9 protein-coding genes are annotated in these 13,556 nt (G+C 66.3%); 4 read left to right on the top strand and 5 right to left on the bottom strand.

The window, feature by feature from the left end; all coding sequences use genetic code 11:
• Nucleotides 1-129: 129 nt before the first annotated feature.
• Together DIE21_RS12380 and DIE21_RS12375 are read left to right on the top strand one after the other, a co-directional pair.
• Nucleotides 130-1,278: a glycosyltransferase gene (locus DIE21_RS12380; RefSeq protein WP_124498053.1), complete on the top strand. Its 1,149-nt coding sequence runs from the start codon at nucleotides 130-132 to the stop codon at nucleotides 1,276-1,278.
• Between the two features lie 27 nt (nucleotides 1,279-1,305).
• Nucleotides 1,306-2,385 carry a glycosyltransferase family 1 protein gene (locus DIE21_RS12375; RefSeq protein ID WP_124497982.1) on the top strand — a complete coding sequence of 360 codons (1,080 nt, stop codon included), beginning with the start codon at nucleotides 1,306-1,308 and terminating at the stop codon, nucleotides 2,383-2,385.
• 145 nt (nucleotides 2,386-2,530) lie between these two features.
• On the opposite strand, the gene DIE21_RS12370 is transcribed toward DIE21_RS12375, so the two are convergent.
• From DIE21_RS12370 to DIE21_RS12355, 4 genes are all read right to left on the bottom strand, one after another.
• Nucleotides 2,531-3,700: an acyltransferase gene (locus DIE21_RS12370; protein WP_124497981.1), complete on the bottom strand. Its 1,170-nt coding sequence runs from the start codon at nucleotides 3,698-3,700 to the stop codon at nucleotides 2,531-2,533.
• 87 nt (nucleotides 3,701-3,787) lie between these two features.
• Nucleotides 3,788-5,197, bottom strand: a complete 1,410-nt coding sequence (locus tag DIE21_RS12365; protein WP_124497980.1) for an oligosaccharide repeat unit polymerase — start codon at nucleotides 5,195-5,197, stop codon at nucleotides 3,788-3,790.
• Nucleotides 5,194-7,467, bottom strand: a complete 2,274-nt coding sequence (locus tag DIE21_RS12360; protein ID WP_124497979.1) for a polysaccharide biosynthesis tyrosine autokinase — start codon at nucleotides 7,465-7,467, stop codon at nucleotides 5,194-5,196. The genes DIE21_RS12365 and DIE21_RS12360 overlap by 4 nt, the downstream gene beginning before the upstream one ends.
• Before the next feature lie 58 nt (nucleotides 7,468-7,525).
• Nucleotides 7,526-8,752: a polysaccharide biosynthesis/export family protein gene (locus DIE21_RS12355; protein WP_124497978.1), complete on the bottom strand. Its 1,227-nt coding sequence runs from the start codon at nucleotides 8,750-8,752 to the stop codon at nucleotides 7,526-7,528.
• 127 nt (nucleotides 8,753-8,879) lie between these two features.
• Here DIE21_RS12355 and DIE21_RS12350 point away from each other — a divergent pair, with 127 nt between their 5' ends.
• A complete protein-coding gene (locus DIE21_RS12350; protein ID WP_185640635.1) occupies nucleotides 8,880-9,299 on the top strand; it encodes a hypothetical protein in 420 nt (139 codons plus the stop codon).
• Nucleotides 9,300-9,459: 160 nt separating this feature from the next.
• Here DIE21_RS12350 and DIE21_RS12345 read toward each other — a convergent pair whose 3' ends face one another.
• A complete protein-coding gene (locus tag DIE21_RS12345) occupies nucleotides 9,460-11,316 on the bottom strand; it encodes a serine aminopeptidase domain-containing protein (protein ID WP_124497977.1) in 1,857 nt (618 codons plus the stop codon).
• Between the two features lie 536 nt (nucleotides 11,317-11,852).
• Here DIE21_RS12345 and DIE21_RS12340 point away from each other — a divergent pair.
• Nucleotides 11,853-13,112, top strand: a complete 1,260-nt coding sequence (locus DIE21_RS12340; protein ID WP_124497976.1) for an oligosaccharide flippase family protein — start codon at nucleotides 11,853-11,855, stop codon at nucleotides 13,110-13,112.
• Nucleotides 13,113-13,556 lie beyond the last annotated feature (444 nt).

The raw sequence follows: 13,556 nt of genomic DNA, 5'->3' as shown, positions 1-13,556 counted from the left end.
AAGACCGGCATGCGTTCATCAATTAGGAATGCATAGTTCAATGAACATGACGACGCGACCGCACGATTCACCAGCGACCCATCGTCGCGATGGGCGATGACAGGCGGGATCGGATCGCTGGACCCAAAGATGACCAAAGAAAAGATCGTTCATATTGCCGAAGCGTTTGGTGGCGGCGTGCTTTCGATGCTGAGCCATCTCGCCAACCATGCTGCGGCAACCGGCGTCGACGTGACGGTACTGCACGCGATCCGACCGGAAACGCCGACCGATTTTTCCACGCTGTTCCGGCCCGACGTGAAGCTCGTCTACGTCGACATGGCGCGCGAGGTGAGCGTCAAACAGGATCTGCGGAGCTTGCGTGCGTTGGTCCGGAACCTGCGCGACTGCAGGCCGACCGCGATTCATCTGCACTCGTCGAAGGCCGGCGTGCTGGGCCGGGTCGCTGCGCGAATCGCCGCCCCGAATGCAACGGTCCTCTACTCGCCGCACGGGCTCTCGTTCCTGCGTTGCGACGTGTCGCGCATGAAGCAGTACGCGTATCTGAGCTTCGAACGCATCGCGGCGCGCATCGGCGGAACCATCGTTGCGTGCTCGGGCAGCGAACTCGCGGAGATCCGGAAAAAGATCGGGGCGAAATCGGCGGTACTGGTGGAAAACGGCGTCAACGTGGCGGAGATCCCGCCGCGCCAAACACGCGACGATCGCAAAGTCGTCATCGGAATGAGTGGTCGGGCGTCGTTCCAGAAGAATCACGAGGCATTCGTGCGCCTCTCCGACAAGCTGCACGGCGCGGACGTCGAGTTTCTCTGGATCGGCGGCAACGCCGCCGAGATTCCGGACCTCGACCAGCGCCGGGCCGTCGTCTGCAGCGGCTGGGTAACCCGCGTACGTGCGCTCGCGCTTACGTCGGGACTGGACATCTACGTCCAGACTTCCCGCTGGGAAGGCATGCCGGTCGCGCTGATCGAAGCGCAGGTTGCCGGCGTCCCGGCCGTGGTGACGGACGTCGTCGGCAATCGCGACGTCGTGATTCACGGCGTGACCGGCTACATCGCGTCGAACGCCGACGAGATGGCCGCGTATCTGACCATGCTCCGCGACGACCATCAGCTTCGCGAGCACATGGGCGCAGCTGCCCGGCAACGGGCGATTCAGCGGTTTTCGATGAGCGCGATCTTCCGGCATTGGAACGCTCTTTACGGACTCGACGCCGACGAGCCGCGTGTCGACACGCGCGACTTCAAGCCCGTTGCCCCGGATCACGTCAAGGCCTGACCTCGATTTCGACTTCCCCTTACTGACATGATCGCTTTCAAGAAACCAAAGCAACTCGTATACAACGGCCGATTCACCACGCAGAAGACGACCGGCGTGCAACGCGTCGCGCGCGAGCTGATCGCCGCACTGATCAAGTTTCAGCCGCAGGAGCCGGTGACCGTGCTGGTGCCGCCGCAGCCCGGCGTTGAGGTAAACGGAGCGAAGACGGTCAAGGTCGGCTTTTACAAGGGTGTGGTCTGGGAGCAGCTGGTCCTCCCGCTATTCGCGCGCCGCGGCCGCATCGTCAATCTCGGCAATTCAGCATCCATTTTCATCGGCAACCAGATCATCTACATGCACGACGCGGCGGTGTTCGACACGCCCGCGCATTTCTCCCGGCCGTTTCGGGCGTGGTACCGGATCATGTTCTGGATCCTGGCGCGAACCTCCGTTTGCGTGCTGACCAACTCCTGTTTCTCGCGGGATCGCCTCGCGCATCACTGCAGCGTTTCCGCGGAAAAGATCAGCGTCGTGCCGCTTGGTGCGGATCATCTCGATGTCCTGGAATCGGACGCGAGCGTGCTCGACAAGCATGCGCTGACGCCGGACCGGTTCGTGCTCGCGGTCAGCAGCATGAACCCCACCAAGAACTTCGACCGGCTGATCGCGGCGTTCCGGCAGATCGACGATCCGTCGGTGGATCTCGTCATCGTCGGCATGCAGAACACCACGGTGTTCGGCAAGCAGGACACGGTCTGCGCAGTGGAACCGAACATCAAGTACGTCGGGTACATCAGCGACGAGCAACTGAAGGCGCTGTACCAGAACGCGGCGTGCTTCCTTTACCCGTCGATTTACGAAGGCTTCGGCATACCGCCTCTCGAGGCGATGCGCCATGGCTGTCCGGCGGTCGTCGGCCACTCGGCCGCACTGCCGGAAGTCTGTGCCGATGCGGCGCTGTACTGCGATCCGTATTCGCAGGATGACATCGCGCTGAAATTGCGGAGCCTGCTCGATTCCGCGGACCTCAGGGCCGAGCTCAAACGCAAGGGAAGCCTGCACGCGGAAAAATATCGCTGGAGCCGAAGTGCCGAGATGATGAAGGCAATCTTCGAGACGCTGTAGGGCAATCTCTCCGCGTGTCGTCACCGGGAGACGAGCGGATCGACACGCCCTGCCCTCATGCGCGGCCCGGCGTCCGGATCGCGCCTCGTGCAGTCCACCCGCATGCGCGCCGCCGCTGGCTGGCACACTCGGCAAATCCTGGCAATTACGCGACGTTGACCGGGCTGCCGGTCGCGGCCCGTTGAGTTCCAAACAGGCGTTTGCCGAGATACGACCTGATCGGCTCCTCGACGAATTTCGCGAGGACGGCGGCGGACACGATCGAAAGGCACGCGGCAAGCATCGCCGTTCTGACGACGTAGATGTCGCCATGCGGTGCATACGCGAACACCAGCCTTCCGATCGGGTAATGCACGCAATAGAGTGGGTACGAGATCCAGCCTAGGAACGAACTGATCCGTGCGGTCAACTTGCCGCTCGGAGCCAGCATGGCGCCCCGATAAACCAGCACAGGTGCGACGAACAACAGCACTGCCAGCGCGTAAATTCCCCTGATCGACGTCGGAAACAGGACGACCAGCAGGAAAGCGACAAACAGCATGCAGTCGTTCCTGACGAGTCCGGCGACAAACCAGTGCGGCCTCGCCGGCAGATTGGCATCATGCATCTTCCCGATCGCAACGCCCAGCAAGAACCCGTAGCCGACCCTGAAGCATCCGCCGATGAAATTGTCGGCCGACCAGCCCTGATTCAGGATGACGGTCAACTTGCCGTTGTCGAGCCCCACGAGCCATCCATACACGACGAACGCACCGAGACATGCGTACGCCAGCCTCAGCAGGTTCTGCGCTGTCATCCTGATTGCCGCGATCAGGACAACACTGGCGAACAATTCGAAGCACAACGACCAGGCGGGCGGATTCAGAGGAAACACCCCCGGGTCGTTGACCGCCGGCAAGCTGTGATTCGCCGCACCGACAAAGCCCGACACCGAAAAACGACCGAGATACGGAACGAGAAAATAGTTCTGACCGGTGGCTGCCGCCAGGTTACCCAACGAAAATGCCGCTGACGAATGAATGCGCATGACGACGAGGCTCACGAACCCGATCGTGAGCCCGATGCATATCATCGGATACAGGCGTATCACTCGCCGCTTCAGATACTCGCCCCGCCAGGACGCCTGACGCAGTCTTTCGCCGTAAGAGTACGTCAGGATGAATCCACTCAGCATGAAAAAGACGTCTACCGAAAGATACGCACTCTGCAGTATCGGAATCGGCAGATCCTGAAGGAAATGCATGAACATCACGCTGATTGCTGCAACACCGCGCAATCCGTCCAAGATTCCAAACTTCTGCTTGTGAGTGGCCATGACAAGTAGTGGCTCCGGGAAATATTGGTTTTGGGACCCGGCAATCTACGAAGGGGTCGCATGTCCCGTACCGCTCGACCCTTGCTGTTATCGCGACAACACCGGATCAATGTCCGTGGCCCGATTCTCACGCGCGACGGCGCGTCCGCGTCCATCTCCATCGGAGCCGGCGCCGGCGCCGGCGGCATCGGGCGCAGCGCGTGCCCGATCCTTTGTGAACCAGTGGAATACGCCGATCAGCAGGACGACCGGCACGAAATTCCGTCCGCTGAACAGGTTCGGGGTTCGCATGATTTCCATGACCGACACGAACAGCACCGCATGGACGCAGCACCAGAACCCGTTCCCGCTCCGCCAGCCCGCATAGCTGCGACCGACCACCCAGCCGAGCACGAGTGCATCGAACAGGCCGAACCAGCCCCACTCGTAAAAGTGGACGAAAATTCCCGACGGATTGTTGAACTCCGGATCGGCGTAGCTGTTCAGGAACAGGTTGATGCTGTCGCCCGAGTCGAGCCACGGCTGCAACGTCGCACCGATGATCGGGAAGCGCAGCAGCCAGTCGAACGTGAACATCGGGTGGCCGTGGCCCCAGCCCAGCACGCTCAGGATTCCCGCGCCGTTGTTCAACGACGTCGAGTAGTACAGGCCGAGACGCTCGAGCGCGAAATCGAACAGGTTGTCGTAGATGTTGACGTAATAGGCTTCCCACGACCGGTTGTACTCGTTCGCGATGAACAGACCGAACAGCAACGGGATCGCCGCATACGGACCGAGTGTCAACAACCGCGAATACCTGCCGCCGAGCCGGAACCGCACGACCATGAGCGCAAGCGGCATCACCATTTCGATCAGCGCAAGCCGCTCGGCGAAGATGAAGCTGCGCAGCAGGGTCAGCACCGCGAGCACGGCGAAGTAGATCTTGTAGCGATTCAGTCCCTTTACCGGTGTCCTGAACACATAGAAATACAGTACAACGTACGGTGCGGTCGCCTGCGTGAACGTGCTGAGGCCCGTGACGCGCCCTTTCAGATCAAGCATGTCGTATGCATTCGCTTCACCCCGGACGAACGCGACCAGCAGTGCAGGATGCGTGACGATGCCGCTCAGCAACAGGGCATAGCCGAACAGCGCAAGCGCGAACACGAAATCGAGCACGCGAGGCGACAGCTCGACCGCGGCGGGCGGCGGCCCCCGCCGCGTCTGCGCTTCGGTCGTCGCGAGCCATGCCGCCGCCATCACCACCATCAGGAACAGCGCGCCGACGAACGCGTAGTCGCCGTCGAAATAGATCCGCGCAATCGACTTCTGGTCGCCCAGCAGGCTGAGCGACAGCAAGCCGTACAACGGCAGGATGAACATCAGCACGAGCCGTGCCGGATCTTCCCACCAGTGGCCCGTATACCCCCCCGCGGCCCCGCACACGCGCGCCGTCCTGCGCAGCGTCGCGGGGGCCTGCCGCGCCCCGGACCCCGCCCTGCCCGCTCGGCGGTTCATGACGCGCGTCCCACCCGTTGCCGCGACGCCATCACCCCCGTATATCCGGACGCGGCCTGATGCGTGTTCGTATCCGCATAGCCGTAGTCGTACCGTCCGGGCGCGCCCTTGTAATCGTTCAGGACCACGCCGCGCACGTCGATATGCGCGTGTTCGAGCCGTCGCGCGCTTTCATCGAGTTCGGTCAGCGTCGTCACACCGCTGCGCGCGACGAGGAACACGGTTCCCGCGAGGCGGCCGAGCACCAGCGCGTCGGCCACCGGCAGCAACGGCGGGCCGTCGATCACGACCATGTCGTAGCGCGATGCGACCTGCTCGACCAGTTCGGCGAGCGCAGGCTGCAGCAGCAGTTCGCCCGGGTCCGGCACGATGCTGCCCATCGCGATGAAATCGAGGCCCGGCACGACGCCGCGCCTGATCGCCTCGTCGAGCCGGTGGGTGCCTGCCACCACGTCCGACAGACCTGGCGCACGGCCATGGCGGAACCGCTCGTGCAGCGAACCCTTGCGCAGGTCGGCATCGATCAGCAGGACCCGCCGTTTCGCCGCGCCGACGAGCGCTGCGATATTCGCAGCGACGAACGACTTGCCCACGCCCGTCGTCGGCCCCGAGATCAGCACGACGGGATTCGACGCGTCCGCCATCGACAGTTGCAGTGCCGCGCGGAAATTTCGCAGGCTTTCGAGCGCCGCGTCCTGCGCGGCGACCGGCGGCATCGCCGCGGACGAGCCGCGCCGGCCGGACTTCGGACGCAACGCCGCTTGCGCCGCGCTCGGGCTGTGCGGCACCGTCGCGAACACGGGCAGCCCCGTCGTCCATGCGATTTCCTCCGCGTCGCCGATCGTGCCGACGACACGCTGCCGGACGATCACGATCGCCGCGCCCGCGAGCAGGCCCGCCATCAGCAACCCGATCACCGCGACCCCGCGATGCGGCCCGACCGGCTGCTCTGCGATCTTCGCCGTGTCGACGATCCGCACGGTGCCGGTCTTGCTGGCCCGCGCGAGGATCATCTGCTGGCGCGTGTTGAGCAGGTTCGTGTACAGCGCGGTATCGACGGCCACATCGCGCTGCAGCTGCAGCACGCCCTGTTCGACGGTCGGCAACCGCTGGATCTGCTTGCGTGTCGTGTCGAGCGAACGCTGCGCGTCGGCCAGCTGCGCATCGACGGCCACCAGGGCCGGATGCTTCGGCATGAAGCGCGTCAGCAATTCCTCGCGCCGCTGCTGCAGCGTCTGCACGCGCGTCTCGATGTCGACCGACTGCTGGCGCAACGCCAGCGCCTCGTCACTCGTATTGACGGTGCCATGCGATGCACGAAATGCGTTGAAGCGGCTTTCCGCCTTTTCCAGTTGCGCCTTCAGCTGCGGCAGCTGGGTATCCATGAAACGGATCAGCTTGTCGGCCGCCTCGGACTTGCGCTGCGTGTTCTGCGCCAGGTAGGCGTCGCCGATCGCGTTCAGCACGCGGCTGTCGTGCACGGGATCGATGCCGTCGAGCGTCACGCCGATCATGTTCGACTGCTTGCCGCGCTCCGAGATCAGCGCGTTCTTCTGCAGCCAGACCGTCGCTTCCTCGTCGCTGTAGCGCGTCAGGTCGAAGCGTGCGCCGGGCTTGCCGGCCACATCGCGCACGAATATGTCGAGCGGCCCCTGCGGCGTCTCGACATGCAGCGGCTGCCCGATGCGGCCCTGCCATGCCGGCCCCTTCCGGCCGAACCAGCCGGTACGCTGCAGCGTGTAGGCGCCGTCGTCGCCGACCGTCAACGCGAACCGCTTGCCGAGCAGTCGCTTCGGCACGTCGAAGGTCGGCACGTCGATGCGCTCGGTGCCGTGCACGTAGCCGCCCGGCAACGGCGACGACAGCCCGTCGGCCGCGTTCACGAACCGCCAGCCGATCAGCGGCAGGTAATGCGGCCGCGCGTCGACCGCCAGGTTGGTGTTGTCGATCGCGCGGTCGAGCACCGCGCGGGATTTCAGCACCTCGATCTCGGTCGATGCGTCCGTCTTCAGGTCGAACACCGACGACGGATCGCCGGGCGGCGACGTCGATTTCGTGTCGGTCGGGCTTTGCTCGACCTGGAACAGGATGTCGGTCCGGTAGACGGGGGCCGCGCACAGCGCATACACGGCGCCGACGAGCGCACCCGCGAGCGTCGTGCAAAGGATCAGGCGTCGGCCGCCGTACAGCATGCCCCAGTAGCGGCGCACCGGATAGGATGGCCGCAGGGCGAGCCCGCTGTGCGGGTCGGGCAGGGTCGAAGAAGTCATACAGCAAAGTCCCGTATGGCGCGACGCGCGGTCGCGATCACGAAATCCGCCACGAGCGTCACGGCGAGATGGCCTTCGCCGTCAGCGCACCCTGCGCGGACGACGGAATCAGCAGGTTGACGACGCGGCTCCAGCGCACCAGCGACGACGCATCGACGAACACGACGTCGCGGCGCTCGAGCGGAAACTGGTCGGCCAGCGCGAACGACGCCGGCGAGCTGCCGTCGAGGTGGTACACCCGCGGGCGGTTGTCCGGGCCGCGGCGCACGACGAACACCTGGTGCGCGTCCGACGTGTACTGGCTCGCGCCGCCGGTGTCGCCGAGTGCTTCGCCGAGGCTCATCCGGCCGTCGGTCAGCGTCAGCGTCGCGGGCCGCGACACTTCGCCGAGCACGAACACCTTCGCGTCGCTCGCCGCGCGCACGCGCACCAGATCGCCGTCGCGCAGCAGGATGTTCGACGGGTTCACGCCGGCGGCGATCAGCGCGGGCAGGCTCACGTTCACGGTCCTGTCGCCGCGCGTCACCGATACCTGCGAGCGGTCGGCCGTCGGGGTGAAGCCGCCCGCGCGGTCGATCGCCTCGGGCAGCGTCATCGGCATGTCGTTGACGATCTGCAGGCCCGGCGTGCGCACTTCGCCGTCGAGATACACGCGCTTGCTGCGGTAGGTCTGCACGCGCAGCGCGATCTGCGGCTTGCGCACGTATTCGCCGAGCCGCTTCGTCAGCAGCGCGCGCGCCTGCGCCTCGGTCAGCCCGGCGACATGCACGAGGCCCGCATACGCGAACTGCACGTTGCCGTTCGCGTCGACCGTGTAGCCCGTCGCGACCGAGCTGGCACCGACGCCGTCGCCACCGCCCGTCGTCTGCGTCGTCGGCAGGTTCAATTCGGGGTGGTCCCACACGACGATGCCGAGCACGTCGCCGGGGCCGATCGCGTACGGCTTCGGCTTGCCGAACAACGGGCGGATTTCCGCGTCGACGTTGGCCCGCTGGCCCGCATGCTGCTGCGCGACGAACGCCGGCGTGATCTCGATCAGATCCTCGCTCGCCACGTTCTGCACGCCGTCGAGGCCGCCCGAGCCCGATGCGTCGGCGCTCACGCGCGCATTCGCGTCGCGCTCGGCAGGCGCCCGGTAAGTCATGCCCGGCGACAGCGCACATGCACTCAGCGCGCACGCGGCCGCCACGATCGCCATGCGCGACAGCCACGGCGCGCGCCGGATGCCCGCCGTGCGTGGCCGTGGCGTCCCGAGCGTCGATTCCGGTTGCGTGGTGATTGACATCGTGCCCTTCCAAAACTGTGCGGTAACCCGCCGAACGCGGCGAGTTCCGGCATTACGCTTGCCGGCGCGGCTCGCATGGCGGTGCCGCGCCTCCCTCTTCACCGCACGTCACTCCGTACGATTCGTCATGAACTGCTCTGCGTCGCTTTCGTCACTCGTCTGCATCGTTACGGCCGGCATTGCCGGTGCCGCCGGCGCGCAGACTTTGCCCACCACGCCGGCCGATGCGCCGGTCCTCGCGTCGTCGACGCTGCCCGCACCGGTGCCGCTCCAGCGTTCGGCGCAAGCCGCGACGGGCAGCGCGGCCGCGGCGCCTGTCGCCGCTGCATCCGACGTCGCGACACCTGCCGCTGCGCTTCCCGCCGCGAGCACCGTCGCATCGCCCGATTCGCGCGCCCGCGGCGCGCTGCGCCGGCCGCTCGTGCCGATGCGTCCGCACCGCCCGCAAGTGGTCGATGCGGCCACGGAAGACGTCTGGCACACCGGCTCGCTGTACACCTCGCCCTACGCGAAGTCGCCCTATGCGCAGCCGGGCGATCCGGACTGACGCATCCCGGCCGGTCATGCCATGGCGGGACCGCACATGCACCGATACGGGATTGGACACCACGGCGAGCGGCGCGTCTGTGAGCGACCCCACCGAACGCCGATCTTCGTACGAAGCGGGGATCGCACCCCGAAGCACCGACGCGTGCGACGCGCACGCATCACGACCGGCCGACCGACACCTTCGCGTACGGTCGCGCGGCCGCATCCGGCGCGGCCGGATCGACGACGCGCGCGACCGGCCAGGCCGAGTCGCGCCCCAGCGCCTGCATGCACAGATCGATCACGATGTCCGTGCCCACCGCGCCGTACACCGCGTGGTCGACCTGCGGCTCGAGATGCAGGCGCACGTGACGCGAGCGCCGGAACGCGTGCTCGATTGCGCCGAAGTGACGCCGGACGTCGTCGATGCCGGGATCGAGCGCGCCGTACACCAGCGTCGTCCAGACATTGCGCTGCGCAAGCTCATGCATCACGCCGCGTGGCGTGCCGCTGCGCGGCTTCCAGCCGACGCGCGTGGCGATCTCCCTGGCCGGCACGCTGATCCGCGCGATCGCATTCGCTGCCACCGCCCGCACGATCGGACGCAGGTCGCGCCGCTCCCGCACGAGGCGCTTCCACTTCTGCCAGTCGCGCACCGACAGCCAGTAGCCGCGCACGGAGTTGTTCCGCTGCTTCTGCACCGCTTCGAGCGTGAGCCCGGCCGGCCACACGAAGCGTGCGAGATTGATCGCGATCACGCCGCCGAGCGACGGTGTCTTCACTGCCGCATGCAACGCCGCGTAGGCGCCCGAACAAATGCCGGCCGCGGCCACTTCCGGATGGCCGAGCGCGCGCAGCCAGTCCGCGGCAGCGGCCACGTCGTCGCTCGACTGCGTCGAATACACGACGTCCGACTGGTCGTCGAGCGCGGCGGGCCCGCTATCGCCGACGCCATGCACGTCGATCCGCAACGTCGTCACGCCGGCGCGTGCCAGCGTGCGTGCGAGCCGCACGCTGAAGCGTCCTTCGCCGCTGCGCGGATTCGTCGACGTGTTCGCGATCACGACCGCCGGGCCGACCGGATTCGCCGGCCGCGTATCGGCCGGCCGGCACAGCACGCCGACCAGCCGGTCCGGACCGACCGCGACGACCTGCTCGGTCATGTCGTTCATGTCAAGCGCGACGGCCGATTCACCATTCCATGCCGGGTCAGCTCGCGACGCGGTGTCGCCACCGGCCGGTGTACGCGGTGCGCGTCCGGCGATCCAGCTCGCGAGCGTGTCGATGGCCGCGAGCGGCAAGCGCGAGCGCGTACCGTCCAGCATCGTCGTCGTCCATTCGGGAAACGGATCGCTCGCCACGTCCACACCGCGCGCGAGCAACGCGTCGCGCAATGCGGACCCGTCGCCCTGATCGGGCTGGATCAGCAGCATCGCGCCGGGCAACGTCGGCGCATCGCGCACGACGTCGCACAGATCGACCGCCTTCAGCGCATCGACGAAATCCGCGGGAAGGCGATGCCCGAGCACGTTCATGCACGGTTCGTCGCGATGCGCGGCGCGGATTGCGGGCGATGTGGTGTCGAGCCATTGGCGATGCACGAACGACAGCTCGCGCAGGTAAGCTCGGCCACGCACGACCGGTGCGAGCGCCACCAGCGCATCGACGCGCGGCGACGGGCGCGGCCCCATGCCCGCGGCGGCCAGCATCGCGAACAGCGCACCCGCGCGAATCCCGACGAGTGTCAGCGCGGTAACACCGGCTTGGTCGCGCAACAGGCCGATCGCGTCGTGAATGCTGGCGATGCACGCGGCATGCCGATCGGCGTCGCGATCGTCGCCCGCCGAGTCACCGGTGCACGGATAGCTGAATCGCAATACGGTGACGCCGTCGCGGGCCAGCCGCTCCGCGATCGCCCGCATGAGCTTGTGCGTCCACGAAGCCTCGTGCCCCAGCGATTCGCACAGGATCACGCCGTGTGTCGTCTGTCCTTCGTGCAGCCACCCCACGCAGCTGCCGAACGTTATCGGCTTCAATCGGTACTCCTCGGATCGGTATTTGTTATCGGATGCGGACACGTGTCCCCGCGGCGCCACCGAAACCGGCGATTCCGCGATCGTGCGACTGCGCGACCCGCTCGCCCTTCGCCATGCGTCGTCCTGCTCCCGTTGCCCGGGCAACAGTGGTTGCCGGCCTGAGCCCGTCGTCGAGCCCTTGCGGCCTTGGGCCAAAACAGTGCGCTCGATTAGAGCACCCGGCCCGAGCGTCCTTCGGTGCGCCAGCTTACAAATGCATTCATCACTGCGGCGATACAACGATGCGCGCCGTGCCGCCATTCGCGCCGCACCGGCGCACGGAATCCGCGAACGGTAGGCTCGCGAACACAATCGTCTTGCGCGGCCCGTATCATCACCGCCATACGATGTGGCCGTGCCCGGCATCGCCGGACGAAGCCGGCGCCCGCCGGAACGGGCCGCGAACCCACGCAGCCGGGTCAGCGCCGACCGGCCGCGCGAGCGCACGGCGGCCCGCACCCGGCCGCCATGCGACACCCACGGCGCCGACCGAGCGAATGTCAAACCTCAAGAAGAACTTCCTGCTGCTGCTGACGTTGCAGATTTCGATGTACGCGGTGCCGCTGCTGATCGCACCGCTGCTGACGCACGCACTGGGGCCGGAAGGCTATGGGCAACTCGCGTTCTCGCTCGCGGTCATCGCCTACCTCACCAACTGCACGAGCTACAGCTTCGACCTGACTGCCACGCCGCGCATCGCGCTCGCCCGCGACAACCGCGCCGAACGCTCTCGCATCTTCTGGGCGACGCTGTACGCACAGATCGGCATCGCGGTGATCTGCTTCATCGTGCTGGTCGCGCTGACCTGCCTGGTCGAGCGCTTCGGCGAGGACCGCGACCTGCTGCTGATCGGTTTCGGGATGGTGGCCGGCGTGGCGTTCACGCCAGGCTGGTATTTCCAGGGCATGGAGAAACTGCGCGCGCTGAGCGTGATCCTGTTCGTCGGCCGCATCCTGAGCCTGCCCGCGATGTTCGCGCTCGTGCACAGCCCGGCGGACATCGACCGCGCGATGATCGTCAACGCCGCCGTCCCGACGCTGTCCGCGGTCGCGCTGGCCGCCTATCTGTATGTCCATCGGGAAATCGACTTCGTGCGCGTCGGCCTCGCCGACATCGCCGAATCGCTGAAAGGCGGCTGGCAGGTGTTTCTCGCGTCGACGTCGATCGCGTTCTATGCATCGACCAACACCGTGCTGCTTGGCTTCGTATCGGGCAACGTCGCGGCCGGCTACTTCGCCGCCGGCGACAAGCTGATCCGCGCGGCGCTCAGCATGCTCCAGCCGCTGAAGGCCGCCACCTATCCACGCATCAGCTACCTGATGCGGCACGCGCGCAACGACGCGTTCTCGTTCCTGCGCAAGCTGTTCGTCGTGCAGGTCGCGATGGTGCTCGGCATCTCGTTCGCGATCTTCTTCGGCGCGCCGCTCGCCGTGCGCATCCTGTACGGCCCTTCGTACGAACCGACGGTCCAGGTGCTGCGCTGGATGGCCTTCATCCCCTTCATGGCCGGCATGACCGACCTGTTCGGCGTGCAGACGATGCTGCCGCTCGGGATGAAGTCGGCATTCACGCGGATCCTGATGTCGTCGGGCATTCTGAACCTCGTGCTGGTGCCCGTGCTCGCGAAGTACTTCGCCGAATTGGGCGCCGCCGCCGCCGTGCTGACGGCCGAGGCCGCGGTCGCCGCGGCGCTCGCGACCGTCGTCTATCGCGCCGGGATCCCGCTGCCCGGCAGTCCCGTCGCGCGGCGCGGCTAGCGCAGCGCCCGTGCTGCCCGGCTGCTCACGAGGCAGCCGGAATCCGACGGTGTGTGCCGTTCGATGCGCGTGCAACGAACCGCATCGTACAGGCCACGCCTCTTCGCCGTGTTCCCCCTCTGAACGCCCGCACGCAGGTACTTCTTACTCCGCCGCGCACGCCCCATCGGGAACGATGACCGTCTTTTTCCCGCGTCGCGCAATCGTGTTGAAAAAAGATCGTACGTATCGGTAGAAACACCGATGCCGTAGTCAAACTACATTCGTACGATTGGTCGCTGCAGAGAATCGCTACATCCGATTCGGCAGTGTCGGGCGGTCCGCGTCGCCGCCCGCGTTGTGCGATCGAGCCCAACCGGCCGTAACGATTCCCCGCCTGGCCTGGCATGCCGACGCGCAACCACCCTGCATCGCCAGCCGAATGCGTCCGGTGCGAATCCACCG

The sequence above is a fragment of the Burkholderia sp. Bp9140 genome, assembly GCF_003853425.1.
GTDB lineage: Bacteria > Pseudomonadota > Gammaproteobacteria > Burkholderiales > Burkholderiaceae > Burkholderia.
This window is presented reverse-complemented; position numbering and strand designations above follow the sequence as displayed.